31 protein-coding genes and 1 riboswitch are annotated in these 25668 nt (G+C 35.6%); of the genes, 4 read left to right on the top strand and 27 right to left on the bottom strand.

Going from position 1 to position 25668, the window contains the following annotated elements:
* The first annotated feature begins 280 nt into the window (after positions 1-280).
* From ACOI1D_RS03770 to ACOI1D_RS03780, 3 genes are read left to right on the top strand one after another with little or no spacing between them, the layout of a single operon-like run.
* On the top strand, positions 281-520 hold the full coding sequence (locus tag ACOI1D_RS03770; protein ID WP_422499322.1) for a spore coat associated protein CotJA: 240 nt from the start codon (positions 281-283) through the stop codon (positions 518-520).
* Positions 507-776: a spore coat protein CotJB gene (locus ACOI1D_RS03775; protein ID WP_422499324.1), complete on the top strand. Its 270-nt coding sequence runs from the start codon at positions 507-509 to the stop codon at positions 774-776. The genes ACOI1D_RS03770 and ACOI1D_RS03775 overlap by 14 nt, the downstream gene beginning before the upstream one ends.
* Before the next feature lie 47 nt (positions 777-823).
* Positions 824-1393 (top strand): manganese catalase family protein, encoded by a 570-nt coding sequence (locus tag ACOI1D_RS03780; RefSeq protein ID WP_422499326.1) that lies wholly within the window; start codon positions 824-826, stop codon positions 1391-1393.
* A gap of 48 nt (positions 1394-1441) precedes the next feature.
* Here ACOI1D_RS03780 and ACOI1D_RS03785 read toward each other — a convergent pair whose 3' ends face one another.
* From ACOI1D_RS03785 to ACOI1D_RS03800, 4 genes are read right to left on the bottom strand one after another with little or no spacing between them, the layout of a single operon-like run.
* Entirely contained in the window at positions 1442-1801 is a 360-nt protein-coding gene (locus ACOI1D_RS03785) for a hypothetical protein (protein WP_422499328.1), read from the bottom strand.
* Entirely contained in the window at positions 1794-2378 is a 585-nt protein-coding gene (locus ACOI1D_RS03790) for a CPBP family intramembrane glutamic endopeptidase (protein WP_422499330.1), read from the bottom strand. Before ACOI1D_RS03790 ends, ACOI1D_RS03785 begins: the two co-directional genes overlap by 8 nt.
* 41 nt (positions 2379-2419) lie before the next feature.
* Positions 2420-3976 carry a RecQ family ATP-dependent DNA helicase gene (locus tag ACOI1D_RS03795; protein WP_422499332.1) on the bottom strand — a complete coding sequence of 519 codons (1557 nt, stop codon included), beginning with the start codon at positions 3974-3976 and terminating at the stop codon, positions 2420-2422.
* 1 nt (position 3977) lies between these two features.
* Complete coding sequence (locus ACOI1D_RS03800; protein ID WP_422499334.1) at positions 3978-5027, bottom strand: helix-turn-helix domain-containing protein; 1050 nt, start codon at positions 5025-5027, stop codon at positions 3978-3980.
* Positions 5028-5148: 121 nt separating this feature from the next.
* Between ACOI1D_RS03800 and ACOI1D_RS03805 the strand changes: the two genes are divergently transcribed.
* Complete coding sequence (locus ACOI1D_RS03805) at positions 5149-5403, top strand: ferredoxin (protein ID WP_422499335.1); 255 nt, start codon at positions 5149-5151, stop codon at positions 5401-5403.
* 109 nt (positions 5404-5512) lie between these two features.
* Here ACOI1D_RS03805 and ACOI1D_RS03810 read toward each other — a convergent pair whose 3' ends face one another.
* The 23 genes from ACOI1D_RS03810 to sigF form a co-directional block, all read right to left on the bottom strand.
* Positions 5513-5767, bottom strand: a complete 255-nt coding sequence (locus ACOI1D_RS03810; protein WP_422499337.1) for a helix-turn-helix transcriptional regulator — start codon at positions 5765-5767, stop codon at positions 5513-5515.
* 79 nt (positions 5768-5846) lie between these two features.
* A complete protein-coding gene (locus ACOI1D_RS03815) occupies positions 5847-6824 on the bottom strand; it encodes a hypothetical protein (protein ID WP_422499338.1) in 978 nt (325 codons plus the stop codon).
* Positions 6824-7348, bottom strand: coding sequence for an RNA polymerase sigma factor SigX (locus ACOI1D_RS03820; protein WP_422499339.1), 525 nt, complete (start codon positions 7346-7348; stop codon positions 6824-6826). Before ACOI1D_RS03820 ends, ACOI1D_RS03815 begins: the two co-directional genes overlap by 1 nt.
* A 121-nt stretch (positions 7349-7469) precedes the next feature.
* Positions 7470-7985: an ECF transporter S component gene (locus ACOI1D_RS03825; RefSeq protein ID WP_422499340.1), complete on the bottom strand. Its 516-nt coding sequence runs from the start codon at positions 7983-7985 to the stop codon at positions 7470-7472.
* Between the two features lie 6 nt (positions 7986-7991).
* Positions 7992-8429, bottom strand: coding sequence for a DUF4430 domain-containing protein (locus tag ACOI1D_RS03830; protein ID WP_422499341.1), 438 nt, complete (start codon positions 8427-8429; stop codon positions 7992-7994).
* Positions 8430-8696: 267 nt separating this feature from the next.
* A riboswitch (cobalamin riboswitch) is annotated at positions 8697-8877 on the bottom strand.
* A gap of 51 nt (positions 8878-8928) precedes the next feature.
* Positions 8929-10692, bottom strand: coding sequence for an ATP-binding protein (locus ACOI1D_RS03835; RefSeq protein WP_422499342.1), 1764 nt, complete (start codon positions 10690-10692; stop codon positions 8929-8931).
* Entirely contained in the window at positions 10692-11408 is a 717-nt protein-coding gene (locus tag ACOI1D_RS03840) for a response regulator transcription factor (RefSeq protein WP_422499343.1), read from the bottom strand. Before ACOI1D_RS03840 ends, ACOI1D_RS03835 begins: the two co-directional genes overlap by 1 nt.
* A gap of 105 nt (positions 11409-11513) precedes the next feature.
* Positions 11514-12707: a c-type cytochrome biogenesis protein CcsB gene (gene ccsB, locus ACOI1D_RS03845; protein WP_422499345.1), complete on the bottom strand. Its 1194-nt coding sequence runs from the start codon at positions 12705-12707 to the stop codon at positions 11514-11516.
* Between the two features lie 18 nt (positions 12708-12725).
* The gene (gene resB, locus ACOI1D_RS03850; protein ID WP_422499347.1) at positions 12726-14363 is read right to left on the bottom strand and encodes a cytochrome c biogenesis protein ResB; all 1638 of its coding nucleotides are present in this window, start codon (positions 14361-14363) and stop codon (positions 12726-12728) included.
* Between the two features lie 29 nt (positions 14364-14392).
* The gene (gene resA, locus ACOI1D_RS03855; protein ID WP_422499349.1) at positions 14393-14965 is read right to left on the bottom strand and encodes a thiol-disulfide oxidoreductase ResA; all 573 of its coding nucleotides are present in this window, start codon (positions 14963-14965) and stop codon (positions 14393-14395) included.
* 52 nt (positions 14966-15017) lie between these two features.
* The gene (locus tag ACOI1D_RS03860; RefSeq protein WP_422499351.1) at positions 15018-15758 is read right to left on the bottom strand and encodes a pseudouridine synthase; all 741 of its coding nucleotides are present in this window, start codon (positions 15756-15758) and stop codon (positions 15018-15020) included.
* Positions 15759-15845: 87 nt separating this feature from the next.
* Positions 15846-16376 carry a spore maturation protein gene (locus ACOI1D_RS03865; protein WP_422499353.1) on the bottom strand — a complete coding sequence of 177 codons (531 nt, stop codon included), beginning with the start codon at positions 16374-16376 and terminating at the stop codon, positions 15846-15848.
* Between the two features lie 2 nt (positions 16377-16378).
* On the bottom strand, positions 16379-16963 hold the full coding sequence (locus ACOI1D_RS03870) for a nucleoside recognition domain-containing protein (RefSeq protein WP_422499355.1): 585 nt from the start codon (positions 16961-16963) through the stop codon (positions 16379-16381).
* Positions 16956-17849, bottom strand: a complete 894-nt coding sequence (locus ACOI1D_RS03875) for a D-alanyl-D-alanine carboxypeptidase family protein (protein WP_422499356.1) — start codon at positions 17847-17849, stop codon at positions 16956-16958. Before ACOI1D_RS03875 ends, ACOI1D_RS03870 begins: the two co-directional genes overlap by 8 nt.
* A gap of 125 nt (positions 17850-17974) precedes the next feature.
* The gene (scpB, locus tag ACOI1D_RS03880; RefSeq protein ID WP_422499358.1) at positions 17975-18562 is read right to left on the bottom strand and encodes an SMC-Scp complex subunit ScpB; all 588 of its coding nucleotides are present in this window, start codon (positions 18560-18562) and stop codon (positions 17975-17977) included.
* Positions 18562-19299: a segregation/condensation protein A gene (locus ACOI1D_RS03885; protein WP_422499360.1), complete on the bottom strand. Its 738-nt coding sequence runs from the start codon at positions 19297-19299 to the stop codon at positions 18562-18564. The genes scpB and ACOI1D_RS03885 overlap by 1 nt, the downstream gene beginning before the upstream one ends.
* 184 nt (positions 19300-19483) lie before the next feature.
* Positions 19484-19849, bottom strand: a complete 366-nt coding sequence (locus ACOI1D_RS03890; RefSeq protein ID WP_422499362.1) for a GNAT family N-acetyltransferase — start codon at positions 19847-19849, stop codon at positions 19484-19486.
* 365 nt (positions 19850-20214) lie between these two features.
* Complete coding sequence (locus ACOI1D_RS03895; RefSeq protein ID WP_422499364.1) at positions 20215-20652, bottom strand: peptidylprolyl isomerase; 438 nt, start codon at positions 20650-20652, stop codon at positions 20215-20217.
* A 102-nt stretch (positions 20653-20754) separates the two neighbouring features.
* The gene (lysA, locus tag ACOI1D_RS03900; protein ID WP_422499365.1) at positions 20755-22062 is read right to left on the bottom strand and encodes a diaminopimelate decarboxylase; all 1308 of its coding nucleotides are present in this window, start codon (positions 22060-22062) and stop codon (positions 20755-20757) included.
* A gap of 168 nt (positions 22063-22230) precedes the next feature.
* Positions 22231-23661: a spore germination protein gene (locus ACOI1D_RS03905; protein ID WP_422499505.1), complete on the bottom strand. Its 1431-nt coding sequence runs from the start codon at positions 23659-23661 to the stop codon at positions 22231-22233.
* A 79-nt stretch (positions 23662-23740) separates the two neighbouring features.
* Positions 23741-24169 (bottom strand): stage V sporulation protein AB, encoded by a 429-nt coding sequence (locus ACOI1D_RS03910; RefSeq protein WP_422499367.1) that lies wholly within the window; start codon positions 24167-24169, stop codon positions 23741-23743.
* Positions 24147-24761, bottom strand: coding sequence for a stage V sporulation protein AA (locus tag ACOI1D_RS03915; RefSeq protein ID WP_422499369.1), 615 nt, complete (start codon positions 24759-24761; stop codon positions 24147-24149). The genes ACOI1D_RS03910 and ACOI1D_RS03915 overlap by 23 nt, the downstream gene beginning before the upstream one ends.
* 152 nt (positions 24762-24913) lie before the next feature.
* Positions 24914-25666, bottom strand: a complete 753-nt coding sequence (gene sigF, locus ACOI1D_RS03920) for an RNA polymerase sporulation sigma factor SigF (protein ID WP_422499370.1) — start codon at positions 25664-25666, stop codon at positions 24914-24916.
* Positions 25667-25668 lie beyond the last annotated feature (2 nt).

Consider the following 25668-nt stretch of genomic DNA (forward strand, 5'->3'; position numbering starts at 1 on the left):
TACCCTTCTGCGATGTATGTCAGATATAAAAAAAATCTGAAAACCAGACGGCGTCTTTTCACTTTCAACAGTTTGATAATTTATTGTATCATGATGAGCCAAGTATACCATATAAATAACTAACATTAAGCCAAGAAATAATATAGAAAGCAGATACACCATATAACATTTTTCCTCTCTAATTAAATTTAATAATAATTTGATGTTACCTACCGAATAGGACGAATTATCACTTCATACATATGAATAGATACGAATTACACAAAGAAGGGAGATTTATATGTTTACACTATTTAAGTACTGGGAGCCATATATCAGCCCTTATGATCCATGTCCGCCAATTAGAGTGAAAAACTATACCACCCCACCACAACTGTATATTAATTTTCAACCGCCTGAATTACCACAGTTTTCTCCAGAAGCAGCTTTATTACATGGGACCCTGTGGCCTGCTTTGTATAGCCCATGGCCAGATCCAGACCCAATATTGAAGCCTTGGAGAGGTGATGACAGTGAATAAAACGATGCCCCCTGAATACTACAAGTTATTAGAAGAAATTCAAGAAGTTGATTTTGTTTTAGTTGAACTCAATCTCTATCTAGATTCCCATAACCATGATTACGATGCAATAGAACAATACAACTTAAACGTTAAAAAAAGCAAACAATTAAAAAATGTATTTGAAAAGAAATTTGGACCACTTATGCACTTTGGAAGAAGTTATTCCAACTATCCTTGGGATTGGGATAATACTCCGTGGCCCTGGCAGGTTTAATCAACCAGTAAAATTATATACCCAACGAACAGGAGGGAACTACATCAGTGTGGTATTATGAGAAGAAATTAGAATATCCTGTAAAGGTAAGTGAATGTAATCCTCGATTGGCAAAGTATTTAATTGAACAATACGGTGGGGCTGATGGCGAGCTTTCTGCTGCCTTACGTTATTTAAATCAGCGTTACACGATACCGGATAAAGTTGTAGGTATGTTAACGGATATAGGTACGGAGGAATTTGCACATCTCGAAATGATTGCAACTATGATTTATAAACTTATGAAAGATGCCACGCCGGAACAAATAGAGGAAGCAGATCTTGCTGCTCATTACGTTAACCACGATAAAGCATTATTTTATCACAATGCAGCCGGAGTGCCTTGGACGGCCTCATATATACAAGCTAAAGGCGATCCAATTGCTGATTTGTATGAAGACATTGCTGCTGAGGAGAAGGCTCGGGCTACCTATCAATGGATTATTAATTTGAGTGATGATCCACAGTTGAACGATAGTCTTAGTTATTTGCGCGAGCGTGAAATAGTTCATTCTATGCGTTTTCGGGAAGCCGTAGAAATACTGAAAGAGGAAAGGGATAGGAAGAAAATATTCTAATGTGTGCTTAACTATACAGATTTTAAGTGTCACCAGAAAAGGTGACACTTAAAATCTGGATGGCAACTTGATTAAATCATTCCCCCATACATAATATACACCGAGCAGTACAATTACCAAGGTTAAAATTACAGCACTGATTCGCAAAAGTGGGCGACTAACCTTCAATTTAATAGAATGGTTTTGGTTACTGTGAATTTCCTTTCTCGGTGGAAGATTTAAAATATCAGCTGTACGACTGTTTTCATTTTCTTCAAATGATGTACTTTCCAAATCATAAGTTAAATTACCAGACACAGTAGCGTTGTCTTCTTTTGGTGTTTCACTAGATTTATTATCCTGGACCTCATTAATTAACTTTCTAAGCTCATTAGCTTGATCATTATATTCACTATTGTTTTCAACCATCAATTACACCTCTTTTTTGAAACCGAATTGTTAAACCTAAAACAAAATCAACAACAAAATGAATAATAATTGTTACAAATAAGTTTTCGGTAAGCAGAAATATGTATCCGATATAAAAGCTGACAAGCAGAATGGATAGGAACAGAACAGGTTTTTGTAAATATCGGAAATGAATGAGGGCAAATAACGTGCTTGCAAGTATATAACCAAATGTAGTCTGAATGACTCCTCGAAACAATAATTCCTCTGCAATAGCAATTAGAAGCACCAAAACAAAAATTTCCAGGACTGAGCGATTCCGAAAAATTCTTTGATTGATCCCACCATCGTCATAAAATCGGGCAGGTAATAAAGTCAAGCACAAATCTATTGCTACAATAATTAACCCAGGTAGTACTCCATAGTAGAAGAAATCGTAATAAGAAAGTTCAAAATAATAGTGCCAATCCAGGAACGATTCGAATAGAAAGTAACTTAACGTTATACTCAGACATATTAGTAATGATTGTGACACAATCAGTTGAAACTTAAGGTCATGATCAGATAATTGTTTAATAATATCACTTTGTTTACGCATTCCTGCCCCCCGACTCGTTCCATAATTCAGGAAGTAGTATTTCAGCTCGATTTATTTTCTTTTAACAGTAGTAAGTACCGTAACTTCTCTTCCCAATTTTGATTACTTTTTTCTTCTACCTGTTGGTCAGTTTGCCAGTTTGATAGATTAAAGCCGCAATTACTGCAGCATGATTGTAAAGGGGTTGTATAATTTGGTTGAAAACCCCTATAAAGTTCTTCGCGTAAGCATGTGTCTGTTTCAACCCAAGCTATCATTTCACGTAACTTTTTTTCTTTAATAGTAAGCCGCACATTAACGAATTTATCAATGGCTTCAAATGCGTATTTCCACCTGTCTAACTCGTACAAAATTTGTTTTCCTTTTATCATACCATGGTTTTCAAAATGGTAGTGCAAAAATCTCCATTGAATTTCAGTAATTTGAAAAGTTTTTTCTATCTGCTCGATATTTTGTGGTATTGGTTCATTCTTATTATATCTGTCATATAGCTTCCTGAAAACGATTTTCAGTTCGTCTGTTTGTGGTAGTTCTCTTTTAATTAATTTATATGGAAGATAATGATCCTGTTCAGAGTACAATAATAGGCTGACACTTTCATTCCCATCGCGGCCCGCTCTTCCCACTTCCTGAATAAAAGATTCCAGTTGCAGTGGAAAGTGATAGTGAATAATTAACCTTATATCCTGTTTATTTATCCCCATTCCGAAAGCACTCGTACAGCATATGACATCCAGTTGTCCATTCATAAATTGCTGTTGTACAGAAATGCGATCTATTGTTTCCATTCCACCATGGTAATAAGCAACGCGTAAGGTCGGATGGTTGTTTTGTAAAAAAGCTGATAGTTGTTCTGTTGCAGCTCTACTAGAAAAATAAATAATAGTTGGAACACGCAGGTGATTAAATAAACGATTAATCTTTTCATTTTTGTCTTTATCATTTTCTGCCTTTTCAATAGAAAATACAATATTCTCTCGATCCATTGGATAAACATGACTTATCATTGATGGTCTTCTTAGGATTGCTTTTATATCCTGTTGAATTTCTTTGGTGGCTGTTGCACTCAAAGCTAATATTGGAGGACTGTTTAGTTCAGAAACAGTCTCACTTATTTTTAAGTAGTCCGGTCGGAAGTCATGCCCCCATTGTGATATACAGTGTGCTTCGTCAATTACCAGCAAACTGACTTTTAACTGTTTTAGGTAGTTAAGCAGTTCATCCTGCTGGATTAATTCGGGCGAAACATAAATTAATTTATATTTGTCCAAATGTTGATAAACCTTTTTTCTTTCCCGAGGTTCGATAAAACTATTAAGAGCTACTACCTCTTTAAAATTAGAAGCTTTAAGCTGTTTAACTTGATCAATCATCAAAGAAATTAGCGGGGAAATAACTATTGTACTTCCTTCTAATAATTGAGCTGGCAACTGATAACAAATTGATTTACCCATCCCTGTTGGAAGGATTCCAAATACATCCTCCCCCCTCATCACGTCGCTAATAATTTCTAATTGACCTGTTCGAAATGTTTTGTATCCAAAATATTTATGTAAATCATTTTCTAAGGCTAATTTGGAATTTAATACATTGTTCAACCTAATCACCTACCTGCTCTATACTTGCCAGTACAAGTCGAATTTGAAAATAACTAATATCCTGTTCAACCATTTGTTTAATATCTTTTAATTTAAAGGTATTTTTTTTCTTTACTGCATTTGCTATTTGCTGTTGTTGCTGTTCAGTTACAAAACTCGTAATTGGAAATGTAGAACTAAAAAGCGCTACTTCAACAATATGGTCAAAGATGGTGTTTTCCTTTAACTTCCTCATATGACTAATTTCATTAATTGAATAACCTTTTTGAAATAACTCATAGGTTTTGCTAGCAGAATTCGTAATAAACTGCCTACTCTGAAGATCACTAACAATACTGCTAATGGTTGGAAAGGAATGGGGTTCATTATAAACTTTGTCCAATATTACATGATTGATTCTCTCTATAATAAACGAAATTTCTATCTTATCCTTATGATATCCTTGGGCTAGCTGATCCTTACTTCTACCATAATGCTTGTAACCTGATAAACGATCAACGTATATAGTAGCCTCTTCGACTGAATAATCACTTAACAGTCTAAGTAATTCATTATAAATTTGAATTGAATAGGACGCTTTATCATGTTTTACTTGATTAAAAACACGTTTAACCCACTCCAAAATTTGTGGTTTATCACTAACCGGGATAAATGAATAATGATTATGTAAACTATTCGATAATGTTTGTATGAGCATAATCATTCTTTCATAAAAAATAGACGAGATATTATGAAACTGTAAACCATTAAATTTATCCAAACGTACCATCTTGTTTCGCTCTAACCAGTTATTTCCTTTTTCAGTAATTGAACAACACATCAATTCATTCTTCTGTAACAGATTATCAGAAACCATTTTATTTATTATTGTATCAAATTCTGACTTTCGCAGGGAGCGATTGATCCCGTAAAAATCTGTTAAATGATAGCTATGCGCATCTTGTACTGTTTGAATCGACTTTTTCCCTTTAATTAAATGGTAAATTGCTGAACTCGTTCTATTTTGATCAAAATGCTGACTGCATTTTAATATTATTCCCTCTGTTAGCATGTTATGACCCCTTAGAAAAATTAAAGTGTGACTAATAATAGCTTATTTCATTGAATTGTTCCTGCTAACGTTTTACAATAGAAGATATATGAAAGTTTTTTTCATGATGGAGGTTTTATTCTTGGCAAAATATACGATTGTGGATAAGGAAACGTGTATTGCATGCGGCGCATGTGGTGCAGCAGCACCTGATATATATGATTATGATGACGAAGGTATAGCGCATGTAGTAATAGATGAAAACACAGGAACAGGTGAAGTACCTGAAATTCTTGAAGAAGATATGATAGATGCTTTTGAAGGTTGCCCAACAGATTCAATTAAAATTTCTGACAAGAAATTTGACGGTAATCCACTAAAGTTTGAAGACGAATAATACAAATCTGGTCCTACCTATTAGGACCAGATTTTTTTAGTTTTAAAAAATTTTCTGCAAAAATGCAACTAGGACTTTCTCCGTAAGGCTTCGCGATAGTTTTCTCCAGCTAATGTGCCAGTTCTTCCATACATTCAATCACATCTTCACCAATTACGCTTTGGATGATTTCGCTACTGCGAAATAGAGCGCATAATGCAACGATTATTGTCCAATTTGCCTTTAGACGGCTTTTTTCAATTTGTACAAGTGTTTTTTTAGAAATACCCAGGATTCTGGCCATCTGTTCTTGGGTATAATCAAACTCAACCCGTACTAATTTAATTTTAGCAGAAAGTATATCAATAACATCTTTTCTATCCATTTTCGCATCATTCCTATTATTTATAATTAACTTTATACTAGTTTGTGTCTGTTTGAAAGTCAACTTGAATTCTTGAACATTAACGTTGCAGATCTATCGGATTAACTGCAAGCGGTACATTTATCGGGTTATTTAATTGATATGGACCGATTTGATTGATAGTAGTGTTTGTAAATTTCACTGCATCGTAACCAAAGCTTTTGGCTGACATTAAAATCGCTTGAATCATTTTTTTGTACTGAGCATTGTCTATAAATTCAGCATTTGAAGTTAATTCCAACTGAATTACATTATCTTCTAGTTGGGTTAATGAAAAAGATACATTATCTGGTATCGCTGGGACGACGTTGGGCCTGTCATTCGTTTTTTTCATTTTTTCAAGTGCATCTTTAAAATTACTATTCTGCCCTAAAGAAACCGGCAGTAAAAACTCTTTTGTATTAATTGGGCTCTGATAGATGTTATAACCAGTACTGTCAACCATTACCTCCCCTGATTTTCCTAATGGTATATCAATTTTAAAATGGTTTGAATCAAACATTCCAGATAACTTTTTTTCTATTACTCTCCGTTGCTCATTGTAAAATACATCTGTCTGGTCAACTGGTATTACATAAGAAAAAGGGATCAAAAGCTCACCTTTCTTCGCTTGTACGTTTCCGTGTACGAGCCTCTCATAATCCTTTATTTGTTCTATTACCAAATTAGAGTTTGTTGGTTCCTCGACTCTTTTTAGTAGACTTTCACTTGAACTTTTAGCTTCATTCTGTAAGGCATCTTCTTGAGAAACTGCTTTGTCATACGAATTTTCTGATCTAGAGTAATCTCCAAAACTTTGACCCTGTAAGTTAGCAATTACAACAAAAATTAACAGTATAAAACTGAGGCTAACCGTCGGAATTAGTACGAACCTTTTTTTTCGCTTCTTTTTAGTGGGGTGATTTACTCGGGAAGAGATGCGATGATACATTTCTGCTTTATCACTATTTGAAGCAATCTCTGGCATGTTCTTCAACGATTCCTTGATGTTTTCTTCATGTTGATCAGATGACACCATTACGCATCCCCTCCTTTAGATTTACTGCTGTCTCTTAATACCTTTAAACCTCTATGTTGTGTGGTTTTTACTTTGCTTTGGCTAAATCCTAATATCTCTGCTGTTTCATTTATAGAGAATGATTGTATATAGCGTAATATCAAAACACTTTTTTGATCAGGTGTACATTTATCCATCGACCTATAAATATGTTGTATTTCTTCATTTTGAATTGCTATTTCTTCAGGCAATGGCAGTTCATCTGGAAGTGATGAATCTTTTTCAGTCCAATCAATAAATTCATAGACTTTGTTTCTTTTTCTTTTTTGCGCACGAAAATAATCTATTGTTATATGTCTGGCAATAGAAAATAACCATGTCTTCTCGCTACTTTCACCTCTGAAATTTTTATAGGATTTTAATACTTTAATGTAAACCTCCTGAACAAGATCCTCTGTTAATTGTTTGTCTTTAACCATATAAAAAACAAACTTATACAATTCATTATGATATTTATCGTATAAACCCTCAAAAATATCTTTCATCGTATTCTCCAATCACCGAATTAGTCGTGTACCTGAACCAAAATGTTACACAATTACATTCGATTTTTTTATTCTATTAAAAGTTTATACTAAAATGGAACAAAAAAAAATACCAACTTATTTAGTTGGTATTATGAATATAAAATCGGTCTTTTGCGTATTTTTTAAAAAAGAAAGAAATAATGGGATACAACATAACCATAAATACTCCATTACCAATTGCATGCGCTGTATCAAAAGGTAGGCCAGCCAAGTAATAGGGAAGAAATTCGCCTGCAATGGTATAGGTGGTTAATGAAAGAACTAATCCATACAAATAACCACAAAATACAGCGAATATAGTCAGTGAAATAATTGAATGTTTTTTTCTGTACCTGCCAATTATCCCACTAAACAATCCTATTAAAGACCATGCAACAATTTGCCATACAGTCCATATCCCCATACCCAAAATCATATTTGTTAGAAACGTAGTCAATACTGCTAGCGTCATCGCTGCTAAAGGACCTAAAAACAAACCACATATAATAATGATTGCTGTTACGGGCTGAACATTGGGAATAAAGGTAAATGCAAACCTACCAACTACAGCCAGAGCGGCCAACAACGCTAATAAGGTTAATTTATACGTATTCATTCATAGTCATTCCCAAGATTGCAGATCAAAGTTAACGGTATCGCCAAGTGATAATTCAAGCTCCTTAGCTCCTACGCTTGCCATTTCACCATTTACAGTAAACATCCACGCCATTTGTTCACTTTCGTTAGCCTTAATTCCTTCTATGGACGTGATGTATCCAGCATCATCTTCAATTTCAAAATTTTCCTTCATAACATCGTAAAGAATGGCTCCTTCTTCTATAGCAATTTCTTTTTCGGTAACCGTTTCTTCACCTTTTTTCTTTGTAATGGAAATTGTAACTATTTCTTCTTTTTGTTCATTATCAGATGTATTGCTTTCGCTCGTTTGCGATTGTTCATTGGATGGACTTGACTGTTCTCCACCAGATTCCTGGTTACATCCACCTAATAAACCGATTACCATTACCAATGAAACTAGAAATAACTTATAATTCCCCATCTTCTTAAACCCCCAATAGTTTATTTGTGAAGATTAAGACGTTAGATAATCCGGAAATCCATAGATGATAGAATTTAGAAAACTTGGCTTAACGCCAAGCTTTAATGGTGAAAGCCTTAGTTGCACTTGTAGAAAGAAAGTTTTATCCTTTTTTTACTACCAAAAAAGCTAACTCTTCGAAAAGAGTTAGCTTAATAAGACAATCGAACATTACATAAACATCCATGGCACTATTCGGTTATCTCAATCGCTTTTATCCTCGAAGCATTGAAACATTAGAAAAAGGCAGGTCTACTGACTTGTGATATCACCCTACTTTAAGCCCTTCCCATATGTTTTCCATACAGTGGTTTCACTTATTTCGTACATCACTTACAGTTGCGAGGACAGTTCTAGCTTTACACTAGATTCCCTATTAAGCACAAGCACCATTTTCACTATTTGTATTCAATTATTGTACATTTTTAATCCTATCAAACTATCGGTCATTAAGCAATTATTATTTTATTTGAGGGATGTTAAAGGTAAATGCCGTCCCAATATCAAGTTTGCTTTTAACAGTAATTGTTCCCTCATGAGCTTCTATGATATTTTTCGCTATAGACAGCCCGAGTCCAGTTCCTTTCTGTTTTCTATTTCTTTTTCTAGACTTATCAGCCTTGTAAAAGCGTTCGAAAACAAATGGTATGTCCTCTTCTGGGATACCACTACCGCTATCTTCAACTGATACATATAACGCTTCGTCTTTCACTTCTACAGAGACCTTAACAAAACCACCTTCGTTTGTATGCCTGATTGCATTATCAATAAGGTTTGTAAAAACTTGTTCCATCCGATCTAAATCAATATAAATAAACGAATCAGTAATAGTTGTTTCTAAACTCAAGTCTATTTTTCTATCCAATGATACTCCCTTGAACTTTTTAATTATTCGCTTCATGTATGGATAAACATCAACTTTTTCAATATTTAGCTGGATGTGCCCAGCTTCCATTCTGGCCAGATCCAATAATTCATTAACCAACCGACCCATTCGTAATGATTCTTCATGTATTATTTTCGCAAGTTCATTTTTATCTTCTTTAGACTCTGCTATATCGTCAACAATCGCTTCACTATATCCCTGCAACATGGAAATAGGTGTCCTTAATTCATGAGATACATTTGCGATAAAATCCTTGCGAAGCTTATCTAAACGTCTTTCTTCAGTCATATCCCGGATAACAGCCACTGCTCCGCGTACATATGTCTGGTCATACAGAGGAGTCATAATCATAACCCAGTTCCTCCCCTGCAGGCTAATTTCGTGAATAGCGGGATCCTCATCTTTAATGACACTTTTTAAAATCATATTTAATTCTTCAGGCAGCTGATTCTGTGACTCTTTTACTTGTTCCTGGTACTCAAAATGCCAGCCTTCAAGAAATTGTTTTGCTGGCGGGTTAGTAACAATCATATCTCCATTTCGATTAAGTGTTATCACCCCATCAGCCATAGAACTGACAATACTGGCTAACTGTTCCTTTTCCTGTCGTAATGCATTTATGTGAAATTTCAACTGTCGGCCCATCCTGTTAAATGCCATTGCTAACTCACCAATTTCATCATGTGTGAGTATTGGCACCTTTGTATTAAATTCACCCCTAGTTAGATCAAATGCAGCTTCACGCATCTTTATTAAAGGTGATGTAATCCTGGTTGAAAGGAAAAAAGCAAAAACTGTGGTTAAAATAATTGCTATTCCAGCTGCAAGAAATATTATTTTAGTAGTTTCGGCTTTTGTCTGATCAATCACATCTAACGATTGATACACATATACCGCTCCATTACCATTATCAACAGGGGTACCAACTATCATAATTTTACTATTACTATCGGGGACAGTTATTTGTTTTTTCACCCTTTGATCACTTGCTATAACTTGAGACAAATTTTCATCACTGTCAACCCAGTCCAGCTTAAAAGCAGGCAAATCCTCATTGTTGCTGCCAGACACCCATACCTCTCCATCATTATAAATGATAGCAACTCGACTAGAAGCATCCTTTACTCGATCTGTTGTTTCGTGAATCAGATCTTCACTATGGTATTGGTTGACCATAATTGAAACTTTTGTTGCCGTTTGCAGGAGATCTTCCTCCGCCTCTTCAATATGGAAGTTTTCAAAAAACTCTAACAAAAAAATGGTAAGAATAAATAGTACAAAAGAAACTAGCAATAAAATAGTCACTGCTAGTTTCCCCACTACACTACGCCAAAACATTACACATCATCCACTTCAAACTTATATCCAACGCCCCATACGGTTACTATCATTTTTGATGCCTCGCTAGATACATTATTTAGTTTTTCTCTTAACCTTTTGACATGTGTATCAACTGTACGTAAATCACCAAAGAATTCATACTGCCAAACTTCTTTAAGCAAGTGCTCCCGATTAAATACTTTGTCAGGTGCTTTTGCAAGAAAACATAATAGTTCATACTCTTTCGGTGTTAAATTAACTTCTTTATCATCCGCCAGTACACGATGTGCATCGTGGTTAATAGATAAATGTGGAAATACAAGCATATCTTTAGGCACGCCTTCTTTATCCTTAAAACTAGTATTTGAGGATCTTCTAAGTATAGCTTTTACACGCAGAACAACTTCTCTAGGACTAAATGGTTTGACAATATAATCATCTGTCCCTACTTCAAAACCCTGCACGCGATTGGCTTCTTCACCTTTTGCGGTCAACATAATTACAGGTGTCTGCTTTTCTTTTCGTAGTTCCTGACACACTTCTATTCCATCCATACCCGGCATCATAATATCTAATAAAATTACATCATAATCATTCTCCAGGGCTAATTCTAATGCTTCTGTTCCGTTATCTGTTTCTTCGACAACAAAATCTTCTCGCTCCAAATACATTTTAATTAAATGACGAATTCTATCTTCGTCATCTACTACTAACACTTTAGTCTGTTCCTCCATCTGACACCCTCCTCTAAGAATCTACAGTTAAAAAAACCTCGTTAATAGTGAAAAAAACAAGGCATTATCATTTTTTAAAATATAATGCCTTGTTTAAAACTGTTTTTATGCGTACGAATGTAATCCAGCAAGAACCAAGTTAACCGCGACCAAGTTGAACATGATAATTGCAAATCCTCCAACAGCGAGCCATGCTGATTTTTCACCATGCCATCCTCTGGACAATCGTAAGTGTAAGAATGCTGCATAGAAAAACCAAGTAACCAAAGCCCAGACCTCTTTAGGGTCCCAACCCCAAAATCTGCCCCACGCTTCCTGAGCCCATATTGAAGCAAAGATTATTCCGCCAAGTGTAAACACTGGGAACCCGATAGCTACAGCCCGGTAACCAATCTCATCCAATAAATCAGGCTTTGCCTTCTGCAGCAGCGGTTTAATGGCAGCGGCGATTCTTTTACGCAAAATCAGACGTAATAAACCGTATAAAATTAATCCTCCAAATACTGACCAGATTATCGTATTTAATTTTCTGCCTGCATCAACCCCGCGCATCCATGAAGGAGCTTCAAACCATGGCTGCATTACACCCTCAGTGATAAGTTTCCCTTCATTAGGACTGACAACTGCTGGTAAAGGATAATCTGTTTTCGTAACTGTGTTATTAGCTGCAGTGTATTCAAATTCCGCACTGTACCCGGCAACATTGAAAATTCCATTCGTTACACTAAAACCAACAAAAACAAGTAATGAAAACAATACAATTTCAAGCCATGTTGTACGCTTATTTCGCTTTGATTGATCAATCGTACGGATTAGATAAATTAATCCAGTTACAAAGCTAATTGATAATATTGCTTCTCCTAGTGATACTGTTGTTACATGAATATATAACCAGTAGCTTTGCAGTGATGGTACCAATGGTGCAATTTCAGTTGGAAACATGCTTGCATACGCAATGACGATTATTGCAATAGGTAAAGCAAACAATCCCAAGACGCTCACCTTATAGATGAAATATAAGATGATAAATGCAAATACTATTGCCATACCAAAGAATGTAACAAATTCAAATAAATTACTTACTGGAGCATGTCCACTGGCAATCCATCTCGTAATAAAATATACAATTTGTGATAAAAATCCAATAATTGTTATGGTGATACCAATTGTACCAGCTTTGCTATTTTTAGATTCACTACGCTTATCGCGTATAGTTGCTCCAAAGAAAAATGTGGCAAGCAGATACAAGATAAATGCTGCAAGTAACATTGTACTGCTTATATCAATTAATGTATCCATAAAATCCTCCTCTTACGGCTAATCAGATAACTCTTGTTGGTCGATGACCATTTTAACGTTTGTATTTGTTATAGACTTTTCAATGTCACTTTTTATACCATGCCAATTTTTGTTCGTATGTGCAGCTAATAAAAGCTTTCCTTTTTTTGGATGTATCCAAATTCTTCTATGATGCCAATACATTCCCTGAATAACACCAATCATAAAGATTAAGGCCCCAATAACAAATAATGGCAGCGTATAATCTCTTCGAACAGTTATTCCACTAACATCCCGCATTTCAAAATCCTGTAATCCCAATTTATATTCATTTTCTCCTGTTGCATCAATATTTTTCCGAATACCTACAAAACTAACTTCTGGTTTATCACTATTTGGTGGGTAAACAAAAAATACAAATGCTGGATTTCTTGGGTATTTTGACTGTGATCTAGGTTCTCCATCATCTAAATAATATTCAGGATAGTATTGATCGATTTCTACACGAAAACCATTTTCTAAAGAGTATTCTGATTTTGGCTTGGTAAGATCAATTGTAAATGAGCCCATAGCTTTTTCATCCAGGTCATCTGTTTCATGTAACTTAAATGTTATGCTTGTAAACTCATTCTTTTGATATCCTGCCTGATACAATGTATAACCCGAAAATTTTATTGGTTCATTCAACTTGGTACTGCCTTCCATTACCTTTTCAAGTTTAGGTGCTGCGCCTACTACTGAATCAGAACTTTCCTTGTAAATAGTTAACTCTGTTTCAAAGTTTTTAGCTACGACACCTTCTTTTTTCATTGCTTCTTTAAAACGCTCGTTATCCTGGTCATATGTTTCTAGTATAAAATTTTCATTTTTGGCATAGTATTCACCATGGGTTCCTGGAATAACTTGCTGTTCCCCTTCTCGAATCCACATGTACTCATCGATGTACATAGGGGTTGTCATACGTAAAATAGCTGCAATCATAACAATAATTAATCCAATATGATTTACATACGGACCCCATCTGGAAAACCGTCCTTTTTCCGCTAGAATATGTCCTTTTTCATCACGTACTTTATAACGTTGTTTCTTTAGAGATTCGACAATTTGCTGCTTTTCATCATCTGTAATATTATCTGACTCACTATACAGCCGCTGACGATTTAAGAATGTCTCATGCCTTTTCGCTTTTTGTGTCTTTAAAGCCTTGTATAATGGCACAAAACGATCAATACTGCAGATTACTAGTGAAATACCGATAAGTGCTATTACTAGCATATACCACCATGAACTATATAAATGATAGAAACCAAGCTGGTAATATATCTGACCAAAAATACCGTATGTAGCTTCATAGAAAACTGCTGGATCCCTAGAAACTGCATTTGCTGGGATATACTGTTCTTGCGGAAAAATTGTTCCGAGTGCAGAAGCAATTAACGCTAGAACAATTAGCCATACCCCTACTTTCACTGAAGAAAAAAAGTTCCACGTTTTATCTACAATTGATTTTTTATATGTTTGTGAACGACGTGCGCTTCCATCGTATCGCATGTTTAACAGTTTTGTTTTATCGTTACCGTCAATATATTGGTTTCCCTCAATTGGCTTTCCACATGCTTCACAAAGGACCGTTCCTTCAGGATTTACGTGCCCACACTCACATTTGATTTTATTCATCTGTATCCCTCACAGTTTGTTGTTCAAATTTATTTGGGCTGAATTTGTTTTAAATATCCCTCTAGCCTGTCAAGCGTTAAAGCACCTACAACAATTTCCACCACTTCACCCTCAGGATTAATAAAAAAAGTACTAGGTATTGGGCCCACACCATACGCATCCATTACTTGTCCATTTTTATCATGTGGAATTGGAAATGTTAAATCGTATTGATCAACGAATCGATCGATAACCAACTCAGTTGCATCTAAACTTACTGCAACAATCTCCACCCCTTTTTCTTTGTATTCAGGATACAGCTTTTCCATGTAAGGCATTTCAGCTTCACACGGTTTACAATAAGTAGCCCAAAAATTAAGCATAACACCTTTACCTTTTAGATCGCTCAATTTGACTGTCTTCAGTTCATTATTTTTGTTGACCTGTTCAAGTGTAAAATCCGGCGCTTTTGAACCAACATCTACTTTTGTCACATCTTTGTTAACAGTAGAGACTAATGCATAAACTACCGCGGTTAGTAAAATAACCAATACAATTGTACGAAAGATTAAACGGTTTCTTTTTTTCTTCCCTTTATTTGCTTTAACTTGATCTACATTCACGATTCTCACACTCCCAAGCCATTATATCACGTGAAGACCCTCTCAAATTTGACTATTGTTTAACAATTTTGTTGGCAAGGTGTCGTATTTCCTTTACTTCGTGAGGTGTCAATGGTCTAGTATCACCCGGCTGCAACCCCTGTAAGGTTAATTCACCGTATTTTTCACGTTTTAATTTTTTTACCGGAAAACCAATCTGCTCCATCATTCTTCTAATGTGCCTGTTTTTCCCTGCGTTTAAAGTCAATTCTATAATAGATGTACCCTTACTTTTGTCAGTAGATAATATGTTGTAGCTGACTGCTTTTAGTAAATCATTATCTACTTTAACTCCTTTACGAAGTACATTAAGTTCACTTTTCTCAGGTATTCCACTTACTTTAGCAACGTATACTTTGCTAACTTCGTGTTTAGGGTGCATCAGTAAATTTGCAAACTCACCATCATTCGTTAAAAGTAGAATACCAGAAGTATTGTAATCTAAACGACCAATTGGAAAAATACGCTCTGGGACATGTTCCAAGAAGTCTGTTACAATCTTTCTGTTTTTGTCATCATTCAGGCTTGAAATAACCCCTCTTGGTTTATACAGCATGTAGTAGACAGGAATTTCTTTTTGCAATGGAACACCATCTACCTGTATTTCATCAGTTGAAGATGCCTTAGTCCCTAATTCTGTTACAGTTTTATTATTTACTTTTACTTTACCTTCAAGAATGAGTTGTTCCGCTTTTCTTCTTGACGTCACCCCACTCTGGGCTATTATTTTTTGTAATCGTTCTGAGTTTGTCATTAGAATCACCAAATTTCCTATTTTTTTTGCCTAATAATCCTTAACATAACAAAAGCGCAAGCGAAGTTGCTAACGCAAAGACTTATTTTATCCAAATACAATCGTTACAATTACGATTGAGGCTATTATACCAATTAAGTCGGCTAATAGTCCAACCTTTAGGGCGTAACGCATTCTTTTAATTCCAACTGCCCCAAAATAGACCGTCAATATATATAATGTTGTGTCTGTGCTCCCTTGCATGGTAGAGGCCAAACGTCCTATGAAAGAGTCAGGCCCGAACGTATCAATTAAATCTGTCGTCATTCCAAGTGCAGCAGTACCTGAAATAGGTCGAACGAGAGCTAATGGAATAATTTCCGGGGGAACGCCTACGAATGTTAATAATGGCTCCAATAAGCTGATAAACGCTGTCATTGCTCCTGATGCTTGCAGAATTGCGATCGACACAATCATCCCTACTAAAAAAGGAAGTAGAGAAAATGCCAACTTGACACCTTCTTTACCTCCTTCAACAAAAGTCTCATAAGTAGGAATTCGTTTGTAAGTCGCTGTTAATAAAACTATTAGAATAAAACAAGGGATAATCCAGGAACTTATTGTAGTGATAAAACCCATTATTATCTCTCCTTCATACTTTTATAAAAATAATAACGATCAATGATAAGTGCACTTGTTGTAGAAATAATCGTAGCTATAATTGTGGTCCCGACTATTTCAGTTGGTGAAACAGAATCATACTGCATACGAATCGCAATAACTGTTGTAGGTATTAAGGTTAGACTTGATGTATTTATTGCTAAAAATGTTATCATTGACCTGGACGCAGTATCACTTCCGCTTAAAACCTTCATTTGCTCCATGGCTTTTATCCCCATTGGTGTTGCAGCATTTCCCAAACCAAACATATTAGCTACTATGTTTGACAAAATATAACCCATCGCTGGATGATCACTCGGTATATCCGGAAATATTTTCTCAACAATTGGTCGAAAAGCCTTTGTTAACATTCTAAGTATTCCAGCCGCTTCGGCTACCTTCATCATTCCAAGCCAAAATACTAGTACACTGATTAACCCAAACGATAAAGTAACAGCATTATTTGCACTTTCAAATAAAGCTTTATTTACATTCTCCATTGTGCCGTTAAACATAGCATATATTATTCCAATCATTGCCATACAAGCCCAAATAATGTTAACCATGTACATCCATTCCTAATATTTGTCTATAGATTTTTTCAAGCGTTTCAAAAAAACCAGAAACAGCTACCTGTTTCTCAACGGAGGCTGTGGTCGTTTCATCTACTTGTCCAAAACCCCATTCATGTAAATTCATATGGTCAATCCAGTCGTTAGGATCCTCAATTGTGACCGCTATTAAATCAATTCCATTTTTACTGGCAGTTGAAACGAGCGTTCTGCCAGCACTTTTGGTATATCCTGTTTTTCCACCAGTCGTATATTCATAATAGGTTGTTAGTAATTTATTTTTGTTTTTCCAAGCATAATCCCTTGTTTCAGATTTATACATTTTAGTGTTCGTAATTTTGGCGAAAATTTTGTTATCCATTGCATATTGCATCAACAAAGCCATGTCATAGGCAGTTGAATAATGCGCTTTTCCATCAAGTCCACTCGGGTTCTCAAAATGGGTATTGGTCATGCCAATCCAGTGGGCTTTTTGGTTCATTAAATAGACAAAACCCTCCATACTTCCACCAATTTTTTCACTTATCGCAACAGCGGCGTCATTACCAGAACGTAACATAAGTCCATAAACGAGATCTTTTAATAGTATTTCTTCCCCCTGTTTTAAATAAATAGATGACCCCTCTGTGTAAACTGCTCGCTTGCTAGGATTAACCATTTCATTCATTTTTCCAGATTCTACAGCAATTATAGCTGTCATTATTTTAGTTATACTTGCAATTTTTTGTTTATCATGTGCTTTTTTTTCAAACAAAACTTCTCCAGTACTTCCATTCATTAAAATTGCGCTAGTTGCTGAAACACCAGGCTTTGCCAGGCTGTATAGTGGAAGTATTAAAATAAAAACTATTAATAGGCAAGAAAAGAGTGTAATTCGCATAAAAGGGGTCCTCCCAAGAACTTTAGTTTGTATATTCTATGCTTGGACAAAGTTGATATGAATATTTTTGCAATGCAAAAACCCGCTGACCAAATTTTATTTGATCAGCGGGTTTAAAATTAATTCTACTCACTCTCAGACATATGGCCGAACTTTTCAAAGAATAAGTCTGCCTCTTGGTCTAAATCATTATCTTCTATTGCCTCTGGTAAAGGTGGTAACTCGTCGATTGAAGAGAGCCCAAAGTAGGTCAGGAAGTCTTTACTTGTGCTGAATAACACTGGACGACCTATCGTGTCTTTTCTTCCAACCTCCTGTATGAGTGATCTGGCCAATAGGGTCTGAACGGACCGATCACTTTTTACCCCTCGAATGTCTTCTATCTCTGTTCTGGTAATTGGTTGCTGATACGCAATAATTGCTAGAGTTTCAAGTGCTGCTTGAGACATTTTATTCATTCTTGGATTTTCAAATAACTTTTGAAAATATTCATTATGCTGTGGTTTAGTAGTTAGATGAAAGGTTTCATTAGACCGCATAATCATGAAACCACGATCCGTATGTTCATAGTCAAACTTTAACTCCTCAATAAGATATTCAATCGTTGACGGATTCACTTCAATAATCTTAGAAAGCTGTTTTATTGTTACACCTGTATCACCGCTAGCAAATAACAATCCTTCCACAATGGCTTTATATTCTACGTTTTCCACTATTTTTCCTCCATATAAAAAACCTGTAACCCTTCAAGATGGTTTTCCTGTTCACAGTATACCTTTTTAGATTTCATCAGCTCCAATATCGCTATAAATGTGACAACAATATGTATACGAGACTGATAGACAAATAGGTCATAGAATGATATCCCCTGCTTTTCCAATTTTAATGTATCTAAAACCTCATTCATCCTTTGTTCAATGGGGATGTCCATTTTTTTAATTTTAGTATCCAGAGGTTCACTCCATTTTTTGCGCTCAAACAATTTGTTTAAAGCGCCTAACATATCGTAAATCGATGTATCATCATTTAACATCGGCTGGTTTGTTTCTATATGTTTAAACAAGATAGGTTCCCTAGTGTATATCTCATTAGATTCTACCTCTTTTTCTTTCAACGTCTCAGCGGCTTCTTTGTATTTCCTATATTCAATAAGACGGTGCATTAATTCCGCACGAGGGTCCTCCATGTATTCTTCATCTTCGTCTTCAACTTCCTCATTCGGAAGCAGCATTTGACTCTTTAGAGCAATTAAAGTTGCAGCCATAACAAGATACTCACTAGCAATATTCAGTTCCAGTTGTTTTAATGTATGTATATAATGCATGTATTGTTCTGTGATAATTGCAACTGGAATATCATAAATATCAATTTCATATTGTTTAATTAGATGAAGTAATAGATCAAGCGGACCTTCAAAAGTATCTAGCTTAACTTGATATGCTTGATTCATGTCACTACTTCCTTCCTATCAACCATTGTTCAGTTCACCTGCTTCATTATACCAAAAGCCAGCCCATTTGTATAAGTGGGCTGGCTTTTTCTTGGCAATAAAGAAAGTATAAGAATTTCTTTCTGCATAAGTGCAACTAAGGCTTTCGCCATAAAGGCTTGGCGATAAGCCAAGTTTTCTAAGGTTATTTGTCGTCGTTTATAGCCTCGTCACATTTATTATAAAAATGTTGGGTTAACTCATCTGCACAAACAGCATACTTATCCTGATAAACTTTACTTACTTCGATTACCATCTTTTTACCAATACCCATGTTACGATGAGAAGGACTTACAGAAATATGTTGGACAACTGCATTAATATTGTCCTCAATTCGCACCCCTACTGCACCAATGACATCTTCATCTTTCCATAAGTAGAGATGCCAATCTGGATTAGTTTCATATTCTTTAATTGTTTGCTGCAATTTTTTTACTTCCTTTTCAGCTGGCATAAAGGAAAGTAGACCCATTGCAATCTTTTCTAAATTCTTTTTAAACCTAATTAACATATATACCCCTCATTATGAAAATAACTTGCCTACCATGGAGAGCAAAAAGATAAATCCTACTCCTACTATTCAGAATAATACTTTATCCTGCTTTTCACCTTTACTCATTATAACATCATCCTTAGTAAGGGTTGTATATAGTCATATTTTAATCAGTTTTATTTGTCGACTTTACATACTGAGCTAAAAAACAAATATTAGCCAATACGCTACACCCCAAATGCTACTTATAACAATCAATGACGAAAATAAGATCCAATTCTTTTTACGTTGTCTCAAGTTTTTTCATCCTTTATCAGCATTAACTGATATTAGTTAAATCATACTACTATTTTTTACATTTGTCATCGGAGATACGCACTTTTTTAATCATTAAATACTTTAACTTCTTTCATTACGTCACCATTACTCATAGCTTTTGCATGCTCAATTCCAGAGGTAACCTGTCCAAATACAGTGTGAACACCATTTAGATGTGGCTGTTCATCGTGTACAACAAAGAATTGACTGCTTCCGGTATCCTTACCTGCATGTGCCATAGACAATGATCCTTCTACATGTTTATGAGGATTCCCCTCTGTTTCACACTTTATTGTATAGCCCGCAGAACCAGTTCCGTTTCCTTTTGGACAACCGCCCTGGCTTACAAAACCATCTATTACACGATGAAATGTCAACCCATCATAAAAATCTTCATTTGCTAGCTTTTCAAAGTTCTCTACCGTACCTGGTGCTTCATTTGGATAGAGTTCAAACTCGATTTTATTTCCATTTTCCATTAAAATATATCCTTTTTTAGCCATTTATTCGATCTCCTTTAAGTATATATTAAATAACTCAACCCTTATCTTATCACTTTATCATATATATTCAAGTTAGAAAGCACAAGGTTTTGGAACCTCAAACTACACATAAGACAGATCATTTTTGCTAACGTCCTGATAAGTTTCCCGTTTAACTACTAGCTTATCTACTCCATTTTCCACAAAAACCACACCTGCATTAGGATATCGATTATAATGGTTTGCCATTGAGTATCCGTAGGCGCCAGTTGCAAATACAGCCAAAATGTCTCCTGCTTCAACTTCAGGCAGTGGAAGGTCCCATATTAACATATCACCGGATTCACAGCATTTTCCCGCAATAGAACCTTTTTTTACAGCCTCTTCACGAACCTTATTCGCAATAACACCTTCATACTTCGCTTGGTATAAAGCAGGGCGCAGATTGTCTGTCATTCCTCCATCTACGGAAATATACGTCCGAATACCGGGGATGTCTTTCATTGAGCCCACTGTATATAATGTAATACCTGCATTTCCAACAATCGAGCGACCTGGCTCAATCCATATTTCTGGCAAAGGGATCTCTAATTGTGTTGCATATTGTTTAATAGCATTTGTAATTGCATACACATATTCCTTAACATCTAATGGGTGGTCATGTTGGGTATAACGGATTCCAAAACCACCACCAACGTTCAACACCTCAGGTATATACTGGTATTTATTTTTCCAATTTTTGATAGTGTCAAATAGAAGGTCTATTGTTTTCATAAATCTATCTGTCTCAAAAATCTGAGAACCAATGTGACAATGTAGCCCTTTAACATTAATTTGGCTGTGTTCAACTACCTGAAGAAACGCCTCCTCAGCCTGCCCATTATTCAAGCTAAAACCAAACTTCGAGTCTTCGTTTCCAGTCATAATATAATGATGTGTGTTAGATTCCACTCCAGGAGTAACTCGTAATAACACATTTATTTCATAATTATAGTTCTCTACAATTTCCTTGATTAGTTCAATCTCGTGAAAATTATCAACTACAATACAACCAACCTTGTTCTTGATTGCCATTAATAGCTCGTCATAGCTTTTGTTATTTCCGTGTAAATGTATTCTTTCTGTAGGAAAGTCAGCCTTTATTGCTGTATGTAACTCTCCTTGAGAAACAACATCTAAACTTAAGTTTTCCTGGTTAATAACCTGAAGCATCGCAATGGATGAAAAAGCTTTACTTGCGTATGCAACCTGGGCTTCAACGCCCAAATCTTTAAACGATTGTACAAATGATCTGCAATTTTCCCTAACAATAGAAACGTCGTAGACATATAAAGGTGTTCCATATTTTTCTGCTAACAGTGTTGCATCCATTCCTCCAATTTCTAGATGGCCAAGAGAATTTACCTGGAACGGATGATTATCTATAATCATGGAATAACCTCCCCCTACTTTAATTGATATAAAACAATTAATTTAATAGAAATACTTTACCATATCAGTCCCAAAAACAAAAGCACTGGGTTCAGTGCTTTTGTTTTTAGAGGACATCTATCTCGACATTTTACAGCGCATCTATGTTGATAACCCCTCCGATTCTTATTATCTCAGGTTTTCCTTCCTTGGAGGCTGTCGATAATTATTTTTCGGATGTACAATACTTGGACGATCATTGGACAGTGGTACCGGCACCCGCACAATTACTTGTACCATTGCCTTAGCGTTAAATGGCAATAATGGCCATAAATAGGGGGTTCTGATTGATTTTAGACTGGTTAAGAATAGCATGAATAAAGTAAAACCTATAACGAATCCCAACAGGCCAAAAGTAGCAGTTAAAATGACCAACAGCAGGCGTGCAAGCTTGTTGGCTGCACTTAGTTCATAGCTTGGGGTTACATAAGTTCCAATTGCCGCTAGAGCAATATAGAGTATTACTTCAGGACTAAACATCCCTACATCAATTGCAATTTGACCTATTAAAACCGCTGCAATTAACCCCATAGCCGTTGCTAGTGGTGTTGGGGTGTGTATGGCTGCCATCCTTAAAAATTCAATTCCTAAATCTCCTAGAATAATCTGAATATAGACCGGTATATTCCCTTCTTCTTTCAATCCAATAAACGCCAAGGGTTGTGGTAATAGTGATGGTTCCATAACGAACAAAAGCCATAAGGGTAAAAGGAATATAGACATTAATACAGCAATCATCCTTGCCCACCGAATAAATGTTCCAACTGCAGGCGCCTGTCTAAATTCTTCGGCATGTTGCATGTGGTGGAAGTAGGTTGTAGGTAGAATGATTAAACTTGGCGAAGTATCGACCATAATTAATACATGACCTTCCAAAAGGTGATTCGCAGCAATATCTGGCCTCTCCGTATAGCGTACCAGGGGGTATGGACTCCATTTACGTTTAATAATAAATTCTTCTATTGCTTTATCAGCCATAGTTATACCATCTACCTCTATTGCTTCTACTTTTTCTTTAATGACTTTTACCAGACCATCATCGGCTATATCCTTAATATAACTGATGCAAACATCGGTTTTTGATCGTTCACCTACCCTTAACATTTCGTTTCTCAGCCTTGGATCCCTGACTCTTCTTCTTGTAAGTGCAGTGTTTTCTATTATATTTTCTGTGTACCCATCTCTTGATCCTCGTATTACTTTTTCAGTGTCCGGCTCCTCTGGGGTTCGACCGGGATAATGACGTACATCTACCACGTAAGCAATTTTTTCTCCGTTTACAAAAATAACAATTAATCCAGATAATAACTCATCCACAACTTCATCCATGCTCTTTACTTCTTTAACTTGCTGATGTGGTATTCTATTTTTGATTATCTCAGACAGTTTTTTTACGTTTTTTTCAGAATCGTTTACTACCACCAAATCATGAATAATTCTTAATATAAGTGATGAGTCACATAGACCGGTTAGGTAATATAAGTGAACTTTCTTTTTCATAATAATAAGTTCACGGAAACCAAGATCAAATGACACACCTATACCTACCCGGTCTTTCATATAAGTGTCTACTTCTTTTATATCTGTAAAGACAGGATTTTCAGCTTTTTTCGTTCTCACTACTTTTTCCTCCCATTGATTATTTTACAAAGAAGGTCCATTGGAAAAGCGAACCAAAAATTTTACCTAAAACAATTGCCATTAACAACCACAGCAATTGTTTATCCACCCCAATTCGTTTAGAAATGATTGGAAAAACATTCAATACTTCTGTTAACGCTGCTGCTAGCATCCCGTTAAAAATGCCGTGAAAGATGCCCCAAATCATTAATACAAGTAGTGGTTGATCCCAGGTTGTTAACGTAAATGACATATAAACACCAAATAATGACCCGGCTATTACACAAGGGCCATACAGATGTATTAACTTCATTGAATGACTAAGTTGTATTAGTCTTGGTACAATGCCTAGTACCATTAAAAACGCTACAAACCCTGATCCTACTGCAAGTCCACTTGCCAGCCCAATGATTATTTCAACAATATTAATCAGGAACATGCTTGTCATTTAATCTGTTTTCATGATGGCTTACATACTGGTCAAGATTCTGTTGGTAGTTATAAATTTCTACTTCTAATGGGCTAGGTTCTTCATTAAATCGTTTCTTAAACCAATGATTGAAATAAAGTAACATGCCGGCACCAAGTCCCAAGGAATAAGGTATTTGGATCCACAATGGAAATTCACTATGCTCTCCAGTCAACAGGAAATGAAGTTTTTGTTGAACTTCCTGCATACTGACATCATAATGAAAGTTCATAATTGTCATTGCTGTTCCAATAAATAATAAAAGCCAGACAAATGCTACAACTAAAACAGAAATATCCTTTTTTGGTTTTTCTAGTCGTATAATCGTTTGCTGGGGTCCAATTAATTGAAATTCCAAATCAGACCATAACTTAGATAGGTGATCAACAATTAAAAAACTATCGACTATGACTATATTATTGTCCTTTGGTGTGATTCGGTAAATAAGTGTATCTTCCAACTCACTTTTGATTTCAGCGGGCCCAGAGGTATATGCAATATGCTTTAATTTAACGTATTGTAACTTATCAACCGTAATACTTTTTTTCATACGTAAGTAGACAATTTCCATAACCCGTCACTCACCTCGTTTTTGTGTATATAGAATAGTGTCTGTCAATTTGCTATTTTTATCACGATTGATTTAAGAAAAACTATTATTAGAAAACTTGATCTATAGCCAAAAAAAAGGACACCACAATATGCGGTGTCCTCTATGTACATTTAATCCATTACTTTTTTCATTTCGTCTAAAATTTTCTTCTCTAATCGAGAAACCTGGACTTGCGATATTCCGAGTCTTTCGGCAACCTCTGATTGTGTTCGATCTTTATAATAACGCAAATATACAATAAGTCGTTCTCTTTCATTTAATCCTCTGATAGCTTCTTGTAGTGATAATTTATCAAACCATTTGGTATCCTGGTCTGCAATTTGGTCCAATAAAGTGATTGGGTCTCCATCATTTTCAAATACAGTTTCATGGATGGAATGAAGTGTTTTCGTAGCTTCCTCAGCTTGTACTACTTCTTCAGGTGTAATTTCTAATATATAGGCAATTTCGTTAACGGTTGGCGATCGTCCGAGTTCTTTGGTAAGTTCATCTCTCTTTTTACGTACCTTATTACCAGTTTCCTTTAGAGATCTACTAACTTTAACACTGCCGTCATCCCGGATGAAACGTTGAATTTCTCCAATTATCATTGGAACAGCATAGGTTGAGAACCTGACATTATAGGACAAATCGAACTTGTCAATCGATTTAATTAATCCAATACTGCCGATTTGAAAAAGATCATCTGAATCATATCCTCGATTAATAAATCGTTGAACAACTGACCATACCAACCTGACGTTTCTTTCAACCAATATATCTCTTGCTGATTTATCACCATTTTGACTTTTATGAATGTATGCTTTCACTTCTTTATCCGTTAATTGCGCTTCACGTTTTTGTTGCTTTACATCCATCGACATAG

The organism is Virgibacillus sp. DJP39, assembly GCF_049310925.1.
Taxonomy (GTDB): Bacteria; Bacillota; Bacilli; order Bacillales; family Amphibacillaceae; genus Virgibacillus_F.